Below are 15385 nucleotides of genomic sequence, written 5' to 3'. Positions count from 1 at the left end.
AATGGAATCGTATCGTACGAACAGCAATAGCGCCGGAGAGGAGTATCCCCATGAACAAACGCAAAGTCAAAATATACGGAACCGGTAAATATTTGCCGGGTATTCCGGTCACGGATCTGGAAATGGATGAAAGGCTCGGAACCGAGCCTGGCTGGACACGACGCGTGTCTGACGTCGCCGTCCGCCACTTTGCGACCGACGAGGACACGGCGTCGTCCATGGGCGCCAAAGCGGCTTTCGCGGCATTGGAAGCGGCGAATCTCAGATTCTCGGACATGGATTGTCTTGTCGGCGCCAGCGGGTCCAAAGAACAAGCCCTGCCCTGCTCTGCTGTTTTCATTCAACGGGCGATGGGCCAGGAGCAATCCGGAGTGCCCGCTTTCGATATCGACTCGACATGTTTAAGCTTCCTTGCCGCCATCGATGCCATGTCTTGTATGATAGAGGCCGGAAGATTTCGTTATGTGCTGATCGTATCGTCCGAGATCGCTTCTGTCGGCCTGGACTGGACGCACAAGGAAAGCGCCGCCCTGTTCGGAGACGGCGCTGCCGCAGTCGTGCTCGGACCGGCGGAAGCGGGCGAACCGTCCGGCGTCGTTCAATCGGCCATGCGCACATACAGTGCCGGAGCGAATTTATCCGAGATTCGGGCTGGCGGAACTAAGCGCCATCCTCGCGGTCCTCTTCCCGCTAATCCGGAAGATTATTTATTCCAGATGGACGGACCGGCTATTTTTAAAATGTCTTCCCGCTTGCTTCCCCCTTTCACGGAGGAACTTCTGCAAGCCGCCGGCACGAAAATGTCTGATTTCAAGGCTGTCGTGCCGCATCAAGGCAGCGCAATGGCCATCCGCCTAATGCGCAAAAAACTGGGCATCGCCGAAGAGCAGCTTGTGTATATTACCCCCGATCACGGCAACACCATCGCCGCTTCCATACCGATGGGACTTCATGAAGCTATCCGGACGGGCCGGATCGCGAGGGGAGACCGCGTGTTGCTGATCGGAACGGCGGCGGGACTTACGTTGGGAGGGCTGATTCTTGACTATTAACGCGGAGTCGGGTGCCATGCGCATTCTTCTCACCGGGGGAAGATCACCCGCCGCCTTGGAACTGGCCCGCCTGTTCCAAGCTGCAGGACACCGAGTCTTTGCAGCCGAATCCGCTCCCTATCATTTGTGCCGGGTATCCCGATTCGTGGAACGTAGCTTCGCCGTACCGGACCCGGCCAACAACCCGTCCGACTTCGCGAAGTCACTCCGATCGATTATCGAAACGTGCGGCATCGACATACTGGTGCCGACCTGCGAAGAAATCTTTCATATTGCTCGCGAGTCGAGTTGGTTCGAAGGTGTCTGCCAGATATTCGCCCCAACGATAGACGAGCTTGAGCGTCTTCATCATAAAGGAAAATTCATCCGACTCTCCGAGCATCTCGGATTCAAGGTGCCGGAAACATTACAGATCGAATCTCCGGAAGAATGGGTTCCGCTGCTAGAAGATGCCCGCTTCAAAGAGGGAATCGTGCTGAAGCCGGCTTATTCCCGCTTCGCTTCACGCACGCAGTTGCTCGATACAAGCAGCAGCCTATTGTCAGTTCATCAGCGGCAGGAAATGATTCGCAAGTTACGGGAATCGCAAGCGTCGCCCCGTTATCCCTGGGTGGCGCAGCAGCTTCTTCGCGGCGAAGAATGGTGTACCTACAGCGTGGCGCATGGCGGAGAGCTTGCCGCGCACGTCGCTTACCGCAGCCGCTTTCGTGCTGGGCGTGGCGCAACGATTCACTATGCGCCGTCCTTTCAGCCCCTCCTACTGGACTGGGTTCGGCGCTTTGTAGAGCAGATCGGCTTTACCGGCCAGATCGCGTTCGATTTCATGATCTTGCCGGATGGCACTATCGCTCCGCTGGAATGCAATCCACGGGCGACGAGCGGGGTCCATCTGTTCGGGACAAACGGAGGTCTTGCCGAGGCGATTCTGTCGCCGTCCCGATTGCTTGGGGCAGAATCGCTGGCGATGCCTGCTTCAGGGAATGGTCAAGGTGCAATGCTGTCTGCCGCGATGTTATCTTACGGGCTGCTTCAAGCCGCTGGAGAGCGGGCATTCGGACAATGGCTGCGCGCTTTCTGGAACAGCCGCGATGTCGTCTATCGGCGTGATGACCCTAAGCCTTTCTTGGAGCAGTTCCGGTTGCTGGCATGGACGAGCAGAATTGCCCGCCGCAACGGACTGACTATGCAAGAGGCTTCGACATTGGATATAGAATGGAATGGTGATCGATGACGAATGTACTTGTGACGGGCGTGACTGGTTTTCTGGGGCGAGCGGCGGCCATGCGACTTAGAGATATGGGCTGGCAAGTTACAGGACTTGGCCGCGATCCGGATGCGGGACGGATGTTGGCTGCGCAAGGCATCCCCTTCATTCAAGCTGATCTGCGTAACCAGCGGGAGGCTGAAGCCGCGTGCGCGGGACAGGAGTACGTGATTCACTGCGCGGCATTGTCCTCTCCTTGGGGGCGTTACCGCGATTTTTACGAGAGCAATGTCACCGGAACGCAGCACATCGTATCCGGCTGTCTGCGGCACGGCGTGCGCAGGCTCGTGCATGTGTCGACATCAAGCGTTTATTTCGATTACGTCGACGGGTTTAATCTTTCCGAAGAGGCCAAGCTTCCCCGCAAACCCGCGAATGCCTATGCCGCGACAAAGCTGCTTGCGGAACGTATCGTAACAGGCGCAGCGGTCAAAGGCTTATCGGCAATCATCCTTCGTCCAAGAGGCGTGTTCGGCCCTGGCGACAACTCGCTGTTCCCCCGCCTGCTTCACGCCAACCAATCGCGGGGCATTCCGCTCGTTGGCGGGGGCGAAGCTCAGCTTGATCTGACTTATGTAGATAACGTCGTCGAAGGTCTAATACGCGCCTGCTTTGCGCCGGCAAACGCCGCAGGGCGCATTTACAACCTCACGAACGGCGAACCGGTTAAAGTGATCGATCTGCTCAGCAGAGTATTTGGCCTGCTGGGAATACCGCTTCGGACCAGATCCGTCTCCCGCCCGGCGGCGCTCGCCGCGGGCCGAGGGCTGGAATGGCTTTACCGCGTACTCCCCTGGCTTGGGCACGAGCCGCCCTTCACTCGTTACACCGTCGGATTGCTCGCCTTCAGCCAGACGCTCGATATTTCACAATCGCGCCGATTGCTTCAATACGAACCTCACGTCCGCCTGGACGATGGACTGCGCCGCTTCGCGGCCTGGCGGAGGAGCGGTAAAGCATGAATCATCAACTAACGGTTCACGTTGAAGCGTTGTTAATGTCGGCCGGGTATTGCCTTCATCCCGAATTCGTAACGTTGCGGGGCGGCTCCCTTCGTTCGGCGGCTTATCCGGCGGGCTTCGCTTGCATCCGCCACCCTTCGCGTGGATGGATTCTGTTCGATACCGGTTATTCCCCGCGGTTTCAGGAACTTACGAAACGGTTGCCCTTGTCGCTGTATCGGCGTCTTACGCCAGTCCGTCAGGAGGCGAATAGCGCCATCCGCAGACTCGCCGGAATCGGAATTACTGCAGAAGACGTCCGTTACGTGGTTCTCTCCCACTTTCACGCCGACCATATCGGGGGAGCGCGAGATTTCCCCTTCGCCCGATTCCTATATCCTCAGCGTTCTTATGAAGCCGTACGTGAGCTTGGCCCGATCGGCGCGACCCGTGCCGGGTTTATTGCGGGTTTGTTGCCGGACGGTTTCGCGGATGAAGCGATGCCGATCGAACGCATAGCCCCGTACGTCCCGCTGCCCAAGGAAGTTCCGTTTTCTGGAGGGTGCGACCTATTCGCAGACGGCAGCCTAATCGCGATCGATCTGCCTGGACATGCCGCGGGCCAGATCGGTCTGCTGCTCTCCACCGTTAATGCCAGGGTACTACTCTGTGCCGATGCTTCTTGGTCGAGCCGGGCGCTGCGCGAGAACCGCCCTCCTCACCCGGTCGCCGGCTTGGTCATGTCCGATCGGAAAGCTTATCGAGAGACGTTCGAACGGCTGCGGAGTTGGCAAGCCGCGGACCCTGAGCTGATCGTGGTACCAAGCCATTGCAGGGAGTTTTTCGATATCGCATGCAAGGAGGTTCGCCGTTTATGATAAACGCGATTACATTTATCAAGTATTATCTCATGGGAAGGCGGCGCGGCGGACGCACGGATCGCGAAGCGTTCGATCGGATTCGCGAGCGCCGAGTTGTCCGGCACGTCGAGAACGTGCGAAGACGATCTGCTTTTTACCGTGATTGGTGGGGTCCGATCCCCGCCGAGCAATGGCGAACGTTCCCTTCGATCGACAAGACGATCATGATGGAACACTTCGATCGGTTAAATACGTTGGGCATCACCAGAACGCAAGCCTTCGCTGTCTCGGATGCGGCCGAAAACTCGCGTAACTTCAAGCCCGCCATCGGAGATGTAACGGTCGGATTGTCCTCCGGTACGTCCGGCAATCGCGGTTTGTTTCTCGTCGGCGGACGTGAACGCGCGGGATGGGCCGGAGCGATGCTCGGCAAGATGCTGCCCGTATCGCTCTTCTCCCGCGCATCGATCGCTTTCTTCTTGCGCGCGAATAGTATCCTGTACGAGTCCGTTAGAAGTCGCCGCCTCTCGTTCGCCTTTTACGATCTGCTTGATCCGATGGCAGATCATCTCGAGCGTCTCGGTCGCCAGCAGCCCGACGTGATCGCGGCCCCTCCCTCCGTGCTTCGCTTGATAGCAGAGGCTTTACGCTCCGGCACACTGGACGTCCGGCCCCTCCGGATCATCTCCGTCGCCGAGGTGCTCGATCCTCTGGATCTGGAATATATTGGCGATTCATTCGGCCAAGCCGTCCATCAGATTTATCAGTGCACCGAAGGGTTTCTGGGCTGCACCTGTTCGCACGGCACGCTTCATCTTAATGAAGATCTAGTCTACATCGAAAAGGAATACGTGCCAGGCAAATCCCGCACGTTCGTTCCGATCGTCACCGACTTCTCCCGTACGACTCAGCCGATCGTCCGCTATCGGCTTAACGATCTGCTCACCGAAAGCGAGCAGATTTGCCCTTGCGGCTCGCCCTTCACCGCCATCGAACGTATCGAGGGCCGCTGCGACGATATCTTCTTCGCGCCAGGCAAAGTTTCGGAAAGCCAACAGGTGAGCGTGTACCCCGACTTCATCACTCGCGCGATTATCGGAGCCTCATCCGATATCCATCAATATCGAGCGGTTCAGATGGCGTTGGACAAATGGAGGATCGAGCTGGAGCTGCCGGAAGATCGGCACGCTTCGGTGGAGGCACGCGTACGGCACGCCATTGCGGAACTGTGTACTCGTCTGGGCTGCCGCATCCCCAAGTTGGAATTTGCCCCTTATTCTCACGCGACTGGAGCCGTGAAACTTCGGCGCGTCGAACGGAGATTTCAACCGTGAGCCCGCGCATCGAACTGTACGATGCTTCGGAGATAGGTTCGTATACTTGGCCCGACACCGAATACGGCCGCTATGCCAAACATTATCTGCTCCCTATGCTGGAACAAGGGGTCGAACGATTCGCGGGGAACGTCCACACGCGAATGCTCGTCCTCTCCGTTGATGGAACTCCGCTTCCAATCACGGTGAACGAAGCGGAATACGACAATTCTTACGTCTGTTCTCCTTATACGCACTATGTCAGTTACGCGAAACAGGAATTGGCGCTTCTAGGCAATCGGGTGTTGATCGCAGTACTAGGGGTGCTGCTCTCGGGAATCGGATTGCTGTTAAAGCGTTCGCGTTTTAATCGTGTCGTACACGTCAACAATTGGCTCTTATCGACTAACCTGTATCCCAATCTCGACGGCGATCAATGGGAGGCCGCACTGGATAAGTTGCTCTCGCTTTTCCCCGAGCATGCGATCGCTTTTCGGTCGTTAAATCCGACGATGAATTTCCGGGAGATGGAGCGCCTACGGGCCCGGAACTGCCTCTTCGTGCCGAGCCGTCAGATCTATCTGCTGCGGACCGATGAAGGTTCAGGCTTCGGCAATGCCAAATCTCGCTGGTTATTGAAAAGAGATCGCGCCCTAGCCGGTAAGCACGGCTACGAGATCGTCGGACCGGGCAGCGTGAAAGAAGCCGACATCCCTCGTATCGCGGAACTGTATCGTATGCTTTATTTGGAGAAGTACTCTTGGCACAATCCGCAATTCACGGAGGCATTTCTGGCACAGATGCTAAGTGAAGGCACGCTAGAAATTTACGGCTTTCGCCGAGAAGATCGGCTTGATGCCGTACTCGGTTTCTACGCCCGGGACGGCGCGATGACGACACCTCTATTCGGATACGATACATCGCTACCACAGGAACTCGGTTTGTACAGGATGCTCTCCGCTTTATTGATCGATCTGGGGATCGGACGCGGACAACTGCTTCACGAGAGCTCCGGAGCAGCCCAATTCAAGCGCAACAGAGGCGCCGTCGCCGAGATCGAATACACGGCGATTCACATTCGTCATTTGCCGCTTCGCCGCCGCTGGACTTGGGTGATGCTGGAGAAGTTGCTTACCGGAATCGGCATTCCCCTTCTGCGCAAGTTTAAGCTATAACATTCGACGATAGATGAAGAGGAGGAACTCGGATGAATGGAAATGAAAAAATCGCGCTAGTGACAGGGGCTTCCAGCGGCTTCGGCCTGTTGATCTCGGTCTCTCTGGCGCGCCAAGGTTATCGCGTCGTCGCCACCATGCGAGATCTGGATAGGCAATCTTCTCTCCTTCAGGAAGCCGAGTGATTGGGCGTTCGCGACAGAATCGTCGTTATCAAACTAGATGTTACGGATACTGCCTCAATCGAGGAAGCCGTGATATGGAACTTGGAGCGATATGGCCGTATCGACGTGCTCGTGAACAATGCCGGCTTCGCTGTAGGAGGATGCGTGGAAGAAGTACCTATGGAAGCTTGGCGAGCGCAGATGGAGACCAATTTCATTGGTGTCGTCGCCATGACGCGTGCCGTCCTTCCACAAATGCGCAAACAAGGAGAAGGCGCCGTCATTCAGATCGGCAGCGTCAGCGGTAGAATCGGTTTTCCCGGGTATGGCGCGTACGCCGCCTCCAAGTTTGCGATCGAGGGTTTCTGCGAAAGCCTGCGCCACGAAGTGTCGCCGCTGGGCATCCGGGTTTGCCTGGTAGAGCCGGGCGCTTACCGAACGTCGATCTGGAGCAAGGGCTTCGCGAGTATGCATACGAAGCCTAACTCCCCGTACGAGCTCATTTGTCCAAGTTGCTCCATTATTCCAGGAAAACGGCGGAATCGTCACCGGACCCGCAAGAAGTCGCCGATCTTGTCGTCCGGCTTGCCGAGCAGAGACGCTCCAGGCGGCTGCGATATCCGGTCGGTCGGGGCACGCGCTTGTTGATTGGGGCATGGAAGCTGCTGCCCTGGCGCTGGATCGAAGCTGCCGTCCGCAGAACGTTGAGCTAGCCCTTCTCGCCGCTCCAAGGAATAATTACCAATTACATGGTAACAATAACTCACCAGACCTGCATTTCCTTGATCGGGAGGAATGAAAGTGGACACGCGCTTCTCCAGGCTGCAACTGGTGTTCTTGTTGCTGTTGACTCTTGGCATATCGAACCATGTGTTCATTATTCCCCATCTGCTCAAGGACGCGGGAAGAGACGCATGGTTCAGCATCCTGCTGGCCTATCCGTTCTTGGTCGCCTGGACCGCTATTTTATATTTCATCTTAAAATCGATGCGGGATTCGCCGTTCGACGTATGGCTGGAGTCGCGCATCGGCAAATTCGGAAGATTGACCGTATGCTGGTGCTTATCGTTATATTTTCTCGTGCTCGGCATGCTCATCGTATACGACACGTGCATGAACACGGAAATTTATTTTTTGCCGAAAACCCCGAATGTCGCGGTCGTTCTTAGTGATGTCATTGTTTCTTATTTCGCCGCCCGCAACGGATTAAAGACAATTGTCTATTTCTCGATCATCTTATTGCCTATCGTCTGGCTTTTTGGTTATTTCGTATCTCTGTCGACTCTGGACAGCAAGGATTACAGCCTGATCAAACCTTTCTTCTCCGAAGGAATCGCTTCCGATATTCGCGGCGGGATGATCGTGTTCGGGGGCAGTATTGAAATGCTGATGCTGGTCGTCCTTCAGCACAAGCTCAAGAAACCTCTGAATTACGGAACGATCGTGATCTTGTTGACGTTGTTGTTCGGCTTGATTCTCGGTCCTACCCTAGGTTCGCTATCGGCTTTCGGTCCGAACATTGCCGGCACGTTGAGATTTCCCGCTTTCGAGCAATGGAGATTGGTTACGGTTGGAGAATATATTTCACATGTCGATTTTCTTGCGGTTTTTCAGATGATGGCCGGAAGTATCGCAAGGACGGCTCTCCTGATCTATCTATTGTCGGAACTTATCGGGATGCATAATCCCCGTAGGCGCCAAGCCGCTATGATCGGAGGCGCAGCGCTTATGGCATTGCCTTCGCTACTTCATGTCAGCGATCTATGGATGCAGACCGTCATTCATGACCACTTTTACGTGAGCTCGTTTATTTTCGGATTGGCCGCAATCGCCATTCTGTTCCCGTTGACTTATTTGCCGGGCAGCAAGAAAGGAGAAACTTCATGAACGCATCGGCAGAGGCGTCGTTGTTCGCGGAGCTTGACGATCAATTAAGCCGCGGACGCTGGAATGAAGAACTTCTCAGAAAGACGATGTCCGTCTATGCGGATATCGTGTTCCCCTCCATTCAACAAACGGAGCTGGCGGACAAATTGGTCGCTTTTTACTGCGAAGGCATGGTCGACAGAATGCAATTAAACACCTATTTCGCCTCGATATGCCATTACATGACGGCAATTGCAAATCATCCGGACATCGCTTCGGAATATTCGGAGAAGCTCCCTTTATACTCTTCGAAAAGCACGACCGCGGAATTGATTTCGGAAGTGTTCGGAGGCAGCTTGATTTTGTACCGGTTCGGGTCGAGCGATTTCTGGGTCGTGCAGATTTCCGATGTGCCTGAGCGATCGGTAGAAGAATCCAATACGGAGATCTCCATTAAAGGACCTAAAGACGCTTTTACGGAAAACGTGTACACGAATCTCTCCCTGATCCGCAAAAGATTGCCAACGGGATTGCTTCATTCGGAGAAGTACGTCGTCGGCAGTTTAAGCCAAACCAGAGTTGTTCTTGCCTATCTTAGTCATAAAGCGAATCCGGATATGCTGGCGCAAGTGCGAGAACGGTTAAGCACGATGAAGACGGAATGCGTCGTGAGCAGCGGTCAGTTGGAGCAATGGCTGTCCGATAGAACGTTGTCCGTGTTTCCCATTATCGATTACATCGGCCGTCCGGATTTTATCGTCGAGATTTTGCTGCGCGGAAGGTTCGCAATATTCGTCGACGGTTCCCCGATGGCGCTGATCGGTCCGGCCAACTTTACGGAACTGATCAAGACGCCTGAAGACTCTCACTTTCCGTATTATTATGTGATCTTCCAAAGAGCGCTTCGCATCCTGGGTCTGGCGCTCAGTATTTTGCTCCCCGGGTTTTGGATGTCTATCGCAACCGTGAATTTGGACGAAATCCCCTTTAATCTTCTCGCGACGGTAATCATTTCCCGCGAAGGCGTTCCGTTGCCTACGATTCTGGAATCTCTGTTAATGTTATTCCTGTTCGAGCTGCTCCGCGAGGCCGGAATCCGGCTTCCCAAAGCAGTCGGACAGACGATCGGAATCGTTGGGGGAATCATCATCGGCGACGCGTTGATCCGTGCCGGTCTGGCATCGCCGACGCTGCTCGTCATCATTGCGATCTCCGCAGTCGCTTCCTTCACGCTGGTCAACCAATCCCTGTCCGGCTCAGTGAGTTTGCTTAGGTTATTTATCATGCTGGCTTCCGCTTGTTTGGGGATATACGGATTCATCTTGGCGTTATTGGCGATTCTCGTGTATTTATGCCGCCTCGAGTCTTTCGGAATGGCGTATTTAGATCCGATCGTTTCCCTAAAGTTTAAGGAATGGTTGTCTGCGCTCGCTATGAATCCTTTTCACAGAAAAAGAAAGTCGTCTCGAATGGTCAACAAGCGGTAGGTGATAAACATGATACGTTGGGTTGCGTTGTTCGTTTTGTTCACGATCGTGGTAACGGGCTGCACGACCGATATCAAAAATATCGAAAAAATGAATTATGCCACCGCGATCGGCGTGGACTACATCAACGGTCAATACCACGGCTACGTCCAATTCATTAACCTTCCCTCCGTAGCGAAAACGACCGACGGGAAAAAGGAACTCGCGAAAGTGTGGATCGGCGAAGGAACGGGAAACTCGTTCGAGGAATCGTTCTTTGAAATTTATCAAACCGCGCAAGAAGAAATATTCTGGGGGCATGTCACCGCGATCGTAATCAGCCAGGAAGCGATTAAGCGAGGGATTGAAAGCATATACGACAGCATCAGCAGATACTACGAATTTCGTTTTACGCCCTGGGTGTATACGACGAGAAGTTCAGTGAAAAATATCTTATCCGCCAAAGGATTCTATGATCAATCCACGATGAGCACGATTCTGCAGGCGCCGTTAGGGAATTACTCGCAAACTTCTTTAGTCGAACCCCTCAAACTTCATCGATTGATGAGCCGGATTTACGAGCCCGGATTTACAGTCTGCGTCCCGTCGCTTGCGCTGAACCCCAAACCTTGGTCGATCAATAACAAACCGGCGCCGAAACTTGAAATTGAAGGCGCGGTTTTTTTGAAGAACGATAAGTTTAAGAGCTATATTCCCATAGCCGAATTGGCCGGACTGCGTTGGGTGAGGCCGAAGACGGTTCGCGCAGCCATACCCGTTCCCAACAAAGAGAAGCCGACGACGCAAGTCGTTATCGAGTATCCGAAGGTGAAATTCAGGATGATCCAGGGAGGAAGTCTTCCGCGATTCCATCTTGGATTAAAGTTAAAAGGATATGTTACGAACTGGTCGGTTTCCGGATTTCGGAATGCACATGAATTAACTGACGCAACGGAAAAAGCGATCGAACGGGAGATCAGGCAGTTGGCCGAGACGGGACGCACCTATCAGACGGATATTCTCAATCTGGAACATTACTTGTATCGCGATCACTATCGGTTATGGAAGTCGAAGCAATGGAGCGAAGAGCAGATACGATCGCCGGATGCGCTCGACGGGATCGACTTTCATCTCAAGATCATTCACGCCGGCACGGAAAAAGGCAAATATGATACTTGATCCGCCTTTCATAATAGGCAAGCTCCGCGCGATCAATCCGCGGTTGCATGCCTTCTTTTATGTGATTAATATACCTCGGACGAGCGTCGCAAGAGCTTTACGGAAATGGTTCAATAGTCAACCCGTCCGAAGTCCTGTTGTCAACGCGGGACAAACTGATGTACGATGTTCAGGTAAAATAGAAATGGAGGGAACCCTCGGACAAAATGGAACAATTCATCGTATGGCTGAAGTACTTATTTCTAGGCGTCGTTCAAGGCGCTACGGAGCCGATTCCGGTTTCGTCCAGCGGGCACCTAATCATCGCACAAAGACTGCTTGGACTGGAGCAGAACGGTCTGTCGTTCGAGATTTTGACGAACACGGCCTCCCTGATCGCCATCTGCTTCATTTTCAGGCAGGAGATCGGTAAGCTGATCTCGGGCTTCGTACGCTTCCTGCTCACCCGCAAGGCGGAGTACCGGTCGGACTTTCTGTTCTGCCTGTTCATCGTCGTCGGCACGATTCCGGCCGTTATCGTCGCCGGACTGTTCAAGGATCGGATCGAGGAGATTTTCTCGTCGGTGCACACCGTCTCGGTCGGCTTGCTGCTGACGGGATGCGCGCTGTGGCTCATTCGGAATCTTCGCGGACGCAAGCAGGACGGGGATTTGAAGTTCAAGGACGCGCTGCTGGTCGGCCTGGCTCAGGCCGTCGCGCTCATCCCGGGCATCAGCCGTTCGGGAGCAACCGTCATTACCTCGATCGCGGTCGGCATGAAGCAGGAGACGGCGCTGAAATTTTCGTTCATGCTCTACATTCCGATCAGCATCGGAGGCCTCGTGCTCGGCGCTTCCGACATCGCGCACGATCCGAACCGCGCGGAGCTGGCGATTCCCTACGTCATCGCCTTTCTGACGACGCTGGTGGTCACTTACTTCTCGATGAGATGGTTCATTGGCATTATGGCCAGAGGTAATCTGAAATATTTCGCCTACTATTGTTTCGGCGCAGGCATTTTGACGCTTATATTTTTATAAAAAAGCAAAAAAACAAGATCCCCGAAAAGTGGTCCGGGGATCTTGTTTTTTTGCAGTCTGCTTACCGTTCACTTTTCAAGTCATGTCGCCTGAATATAACCTTCCGCTTTCAGCAGTTCCGCGATCAGCACGGCACCGCCGGCTGCTCCGCGCAACGTGTTGTGCGACAGCCCCACGAATTTGTAATCGTAAAGCGAATCCTCGCGCAATCTTCCCGCGGAGATGCCCATGCCGCCTTCGATGTCACGGTCCAGATTCGTTTGCGGACGGTTTTCTTCTTCGAAATAAGTGATGAATTGCTTAGGCGCGCTTGGCAGTCCGAGCTCTTGCGGACGTCCTTTGTACTGCGCCCAGCGGTTTAGAATATCCTCTTTCGATGGTTTGTTCTCGAACGAGACGAATACGGTCGCCAGGTGGCCGTCCGTTACCGGAACGCGAATGCACTGGGTCGTAATGTGCGGAGCGCTGGCCTTGACGATCTCTCCGCCTTCGACGGTGCCCCAGATGCGAAGAGGTTCCTGCTCGCTCTTCTCTTCTTCGCCGCCGATGTACGGAATAACGTTATCGAGCATCTCCGGCCAATCCGTGAAGTTCTTGCCCGCGCCGGAGATCGCTTGGTACGTGGAAGCGACGACCGTCTTCGGCTTGAATTCTTGCAGCGCGTGAAGCATCGGCACGTAGCTTTGAATCGAACAGTTCGGCTTAACCGCGATGAATCCGGTCGAAGTTCCGAGCCGCTTGCGCTGTGCAGCGATCACTTCAAGATGTTCCGGGTTGATCTCCGGAACGACCATCGGCACGTCCGGCGTCCAACGGTGCGCCGAGTTGTTGGAGACGACGGGCGTTCCCGTCTTCGCGTAAGCTTCTTCAAGCGCTTGAATCTCGTTTTTCTTCATATCGACCGCGCAGAAAATAAAATCGACTTGGGATGCGACTTCTTCCACCTTCGAAGCGTCCAGCACGACGATGTTTTTCACGTCTTCCGGAATCGAGTCAGGAAGCTTCCATCTACCGCGTACGGATTCCTCGTACGTTTTGCCAGCCGAGCTCGCGCTGGCTGCGATCGTCGTCACCTTAAACCATGGATGCTGATCCAGCAGTTGCACGAATCGCTGGCCCACCATGCCCGTTCCTCCGACAATACCGACTTTCAATTTTTCCGTCATCCTGATTCCAGCCCTTTCTTTTATGTCATGTCATTATCATCATCTGAATTGTCCGGCCCTCATGTACCGTATGCGATCGGGCGCCGATATTCCCGCATCGCAATAAAAAAATCCCACCCCCAAGACAATTGCCTTAGGGACGAGATTTGTATGCTCGCGGTACCACCCCAGATTCGCCGATATGTCGCCATAGCGGCCTCTTCAAGTACGGCATTGCGATACGCAATGCTTATACTCTAGCTCTGTAACAGGAGCGCCTGTCGCACCATCCCCTTCCGTTCGAAGGTTCCGATGCGCTGCTCGGAGTCTTTCTTCAATAAGGAATTCTTTGCTCCTTCACAGCTACCGGAGCTCTCTGCGAAAGAATTCTTTTATTTACTCGTCTCTTCTTCGCATTTCATATTGCGATTATATTATCAAATAACCGTTCCGAGGTAAATATCTTTTTTTGAAAATCGGTCATTTGAGAATAATTTGTCTTAGGAGTTCGCCATCCATTGGAAATGGAAGCTGCCTTCCCGATCGACTCTCTCGAACGTATGCGCCCCGAAATAATCCCGCTGGGCTTGCAGCAGATTGGCCGGAAGCCGTTCCGTGCGATAGCTGTCGTAATACGCCAGCGCGGACGCGAACGCGGGAACCGGAATGCCGCGGGTAACGGCAGTCGCGACGACTTTTCTCCAAGCGGCTTGGTAATTTTTCACGACGCTGCCGAAGTAATCGTCGAGAAGCAGGTTTTGCAGCGCAGGATCGCGATCGTAGGCGTCCTTGATATTTTGCAGGAACCGAGCGCGGATAATGCAGCCGCCGCGGAAGATCATCGCGATTCCGCCGTAATTCAAATCCCATCCGTACGCATCGGAAGCAGCTCTCATCTGCGCGAAACCTTGCGCATAGGAAGCGATCTTGCTCGCGTACAATGCTTGGCGGACCGCTTCGATGAATTCGTTGCGATCTCCGTCGTAAGCGGAAGTAGCCGGGCCGTCCAGCTTCTTGCTGGCGGTTACGCGCTCCTGCTTCATCGCGGAGATGAACCGGGCGAATACGGATTCGGTTATGATGGACAGCGGTACGCCTAAGTCGAGCGAGCTTTGGCTCGTCCATTTGCCAGTGCCTTTCTGTCCTGCTGAATCCAGGATGACGTCAACCATCGGTTTGCCCGTTTCCGGATCGGTTTTCGAGAAAATATCCGCCGTAATCTCGATCAAATAACTGTCGAGCTCGCCGTTATTCCATTCGGTGAAAATCTCGTGCAATTCGTTCGTGCTTACGCCAAGCACGTCTTTCAGCAAGTGATACGCTTCGCCGATCAACTGCATATCGCCGTATTCGATGCCGTTGTGCACCATCTTGACGTAGTGACCTGCGCCATCCGCTCCAATATAGGTCGAGCAAGGATCGCCGTTAACCTTAGCCGAGATGGCGGTCAAAATCGGTTCCACGAGCTCGTAAGCATCCTTCTGCCCGCCCGGCATGATCGCCGGGCCGTTCAGCGCGCCTTCCTCGCCGCCGGAAACACCCGCCCCGATGAAGCGGAAGCCTTGGGCTTCGAGCTCTTTGTTCCTTCTTTGCGTGTCGGGGAAATAAGCGTTGCCGCCGTCGATCAGGATATCCCCTTTGCTCAGATAAGGCACGAGCTGGTTAATCGTGTCGTCCGTCGCTTGTCCGGCTTTGACCATGATCAGGATTTTCCGCGGCGTCTCCAACGCTTGCACGAACTCCTCTACGCTGTAAGTGCCGACGAAGTTTTTACCAGGTACTTCTGTCAGAAGCTCTTTCGTTTTCTCCGACGAACGGTTAAACAGAGCGACGGAGAATCCTTTGCTCTCGATATTCAAGGCGAGATTCTTGCCCATTACGGCCAAGCCGACCACGCCGATTTGCTGTTTGCTCATTTTCGGTTCCTCCCTCTCCTTGTTG

Annotated in this window: 12 protein-coding genes, 1 pseudogene and 1 other annotated feature; of the genes and pseudogenes, 11 read left to right on the top strand and 2 right to left on the bottom strand. The window is 54.3% G+C overall.

Annotated elements, in window-relative coordinates; all coding sequences use genetic code 11:
* Window positions 1-50: 50 nt before the first annotated feature.
* The 11 genes and pseudogenes from FPZ45_RS06220 to FPZ45_RS06170 all read left to right on the top strand — a co-directional run bounded on the left by FPZ45_RS06220 (window position 51) and on the right by FPZ45_RS06170 (window position 12299).
* Window positions 51-1052 (top strand): beta-ketoacyl-ACP synthase III, encoded by a 1002-nt coding sequence (locus FPZ45_RS06220; RefSeq protein WP_144699524.1) that lies wholly within the window; start codon window positions 51-53, stop codon window positions 1050-1052.
* Complete coding sequence (locus FPZ45_RS06215) at window positions 1042-2283, top strand: ATP-grasp domain-containing protein (RefSeq protein WP_144699522.1); 1242 nt, start codon at window positions 1042-1044, stop codon at window positions 2281-2283. The genes FPZ45_RS06220 and FPZ45_RS06215 overlap by 11 nt, the downstream gene beginning before the upstream one ends.
* Window positions 2280-3278, top strand: coding sequence for an NAD-dependent epimerase/dehydratase family protein (locus FPZ45_RS06210; RefSeq protein ID WP_144699520.1), 999 nt, complete (start codon window positions 2280-2282; stop codon window positions 3276-3278). The genes FPZ45_RS06215 and FPZ45_RS06210 overlap by 4 nt, the downstream gene beginning before the upstream one ends.
* Window positions 3275-4135, top strand: a complete 861-nt coding sequence (locus FPZ45_RS06205) for an MBL fold metallo-hydrolase (protein WP_144699518.1) — start codon at window positions 3275-3277, stop codon at window positions 4133-4135. The genes FPZ45_RS06210 and FPZ45_RS06205 overlap by 4 nt, the downstream gene beginning before the upstream one ends.
* The gene (locus tag FPZ45_RS06200) at window positions 4132-5451 is read left to right on the top strand and encodes a F390 synthetase-related protein (RefSeq protein ID WP_144699516.1); all 1320 of its coding nucleotides are present in this window, start codon (window positions 4132-4134) and stop codon (window positions 5449-5451) included. The genes FPZ45_RS06205 and FPZ45_RS06200 overlap by 4 nt, the downstream gene beginning before the upstream one ends.
* Window positions 5448-6605 carry a GNAT family N-acetyltransferase gene (locus tag FPZ45_RS06195; protein WP_144699514.1) on the top strand — a complete coding sequence of 386 codons (1158 nt, stop codon included), beginning with the start codon at window positions 5448-5450 and terminating at the stop codon, window positions 6603-6605. Before FPZ45_RS06200 ends, FPZ45_RS06195 begins: the two co-directional genes overlap by 4 nt.
* 32 nt (window positions 6606-6637) lie before the next feature.
* Window positions 6638-7417: pseudogene (locus FPZ45_RS06190) on the top strand (SDR family NAD(P)-dependent oxidoreductase).
* 153 nt (window positions 7418-7570) lie between these two features.
* Window positions 7571-8656 (top strand): GerAB/ArcD/ProY family transporter, encoded by a 1086-nt coding sequence (locus FPZ45_RS06185; protein ID WP_186438252.1) that lies wholly within the window; start codon window positions 7571-7573, stop codon window positions 8654-8656.
* Entirely contained in the window at window positions 8653-10122 is a 1470-nt protein-coding gene (locus FPZ45_RS06180; protein WP_144699510.1) for a spore germination protein, read from the top strand. The genes FPZ45_RS06185 and FPZ45_RS06180 overlap by 4 nt, the downstream gene beginning before the upstream one ends.
* A gap of 9 nt (window positions 10123-10131) precedes the next feature.
* A complete protein-coding gene (locus FPZ45_RS06175) occupies window positions 10132-11280 on the top strand; it encodes a Ger(x)C family spore germination protein (RefSeq protein ID WP_144699508.1) in 1149 nt (382 codons plus the stop codon).
* Window positions 11281-11486: 206 nt separating this feature from the next.
* Complete coding sequence (locus tag FPZ45_RS06170) at window positions 11487-12299, top strand: undecaprenyl-diphosphate phosphatase (protein WP_144699506.1); 813 nt, start codon at window positions 11487-11489, stop codon at window positions 12297-12299.
* A gap of 80 nt (window positions 12300-12379) precedes the next feature.
* On the opposite strand, the gene asd is transcribed toward FPZ45_RS06170, so the two are convergent.
* Together asd and gndA are read right to left on the bottom strand one after the other, a co-directional pair.
* A complete protein-coding gene (gene asd / locus FPZ45_RS06165) occupies window positions 12380-13465 on the bottom strand; it encodes an aspartate-semialdehyde dehydrogenase (protein ID WP_144699504.1) in 1086 nt (361 codons plus the stop codon).
* 132 nt (window positions 13466-13597) lie between these two features.
* Window positions 13598-13865, bottom strand: a binding site (T-box leader).
* A gap of 79 nt (window positions 13866-13944) precedes the next feature.
* A complete protein-coding gene (gene gndA, locus FPZ45_RS06160) occupies window positions 13945-15360 on the bottom strand; it encodes an NADP-dependent phosphogluconate dehydrogenase (RefSeq protein WP_144699502.1) in 1416 nt (471 codons plus the stop codon).
* Window positions 15361-15385: the final 25 nt, after the last annotated feature.

The organism is Cohnella terricola (assembly GCF_007786475.1).
Taxonomy (GTDB): Bacteria; Bacillota; Bacilli; order Paenibacillales; family Paenibacillaceae; genus Cohnella; species Cohnella terricola.
The sequence above is the reverse complement of the archived record's forward strand: the minus strand, read 5'-3'. Positions and strand labels throughout refer to the sequence as shown.

Bases quoted from the DNA above. Each gene is read 5' to 3' on its own strand.
- gndA (WP_144699502.1), bottom strand. From the start codon at position 15,360: ATGAGCAAACAGCAAATCGGCGTGGTCGGCTTGGCCGTAATGGGCAAG.
- FPZ45_RS06200 (WP_144699516.1), top strand. From the start codon at position 4,132: ATGATAAACGCGATTACATTTATCAAGTATTATCTCATGGGAAGGCGG.
- FPZ45_RS06205 (WP_144699518.1), top strand. From the start codon at position 3,275: ATGAATCATCAACTAACGGTTCACGTTGAAGCGTTGTTAATGTCGGCC.
- FPZ45_RS06210 (WP_144699520.1), top strand. From the start codon at position 2,280: ATGACGAATGTACTTGTGACGGGCGTGACTGGTTTTCTGGGGCGAGCG.
- asd (WP_144699504.1), bottom strand. From the start codon at position 13,465: ATGACGGAAAAATTGAAAGTCGGTATTGTCGGAGGAACGGGCATGGTG.
- FPZ45_RS06220 (WP_144699524.1), top strand. From the start codon at position 51: ATGAACAAACGCAAAGTCAAAATATACGGAACCGGTAAATATTTGCCG.
- FPZ45_RS06170 (WP_144699506.1), top strand. From the start codon at position 11,487: ATGGAACAATTCATCGTATGGCTGAAGTACTTATTTCTAGGCGTCGTT.
- FPZ45_RS06180 (WP_144699510.1), top strand. From the start codon at position 8,653: ATGAACGCATCGGCAGAGGCGTCGTTGTTCGCGGAGCTTGACGATCAA.
- FPZ45_RS06175 (WP_144699508.1), top strand. From the start codon at position 10,132: ATGATACGTTGGGTTGCGTTGTTCGTTTTGTTCACGATCGTGGTAACG.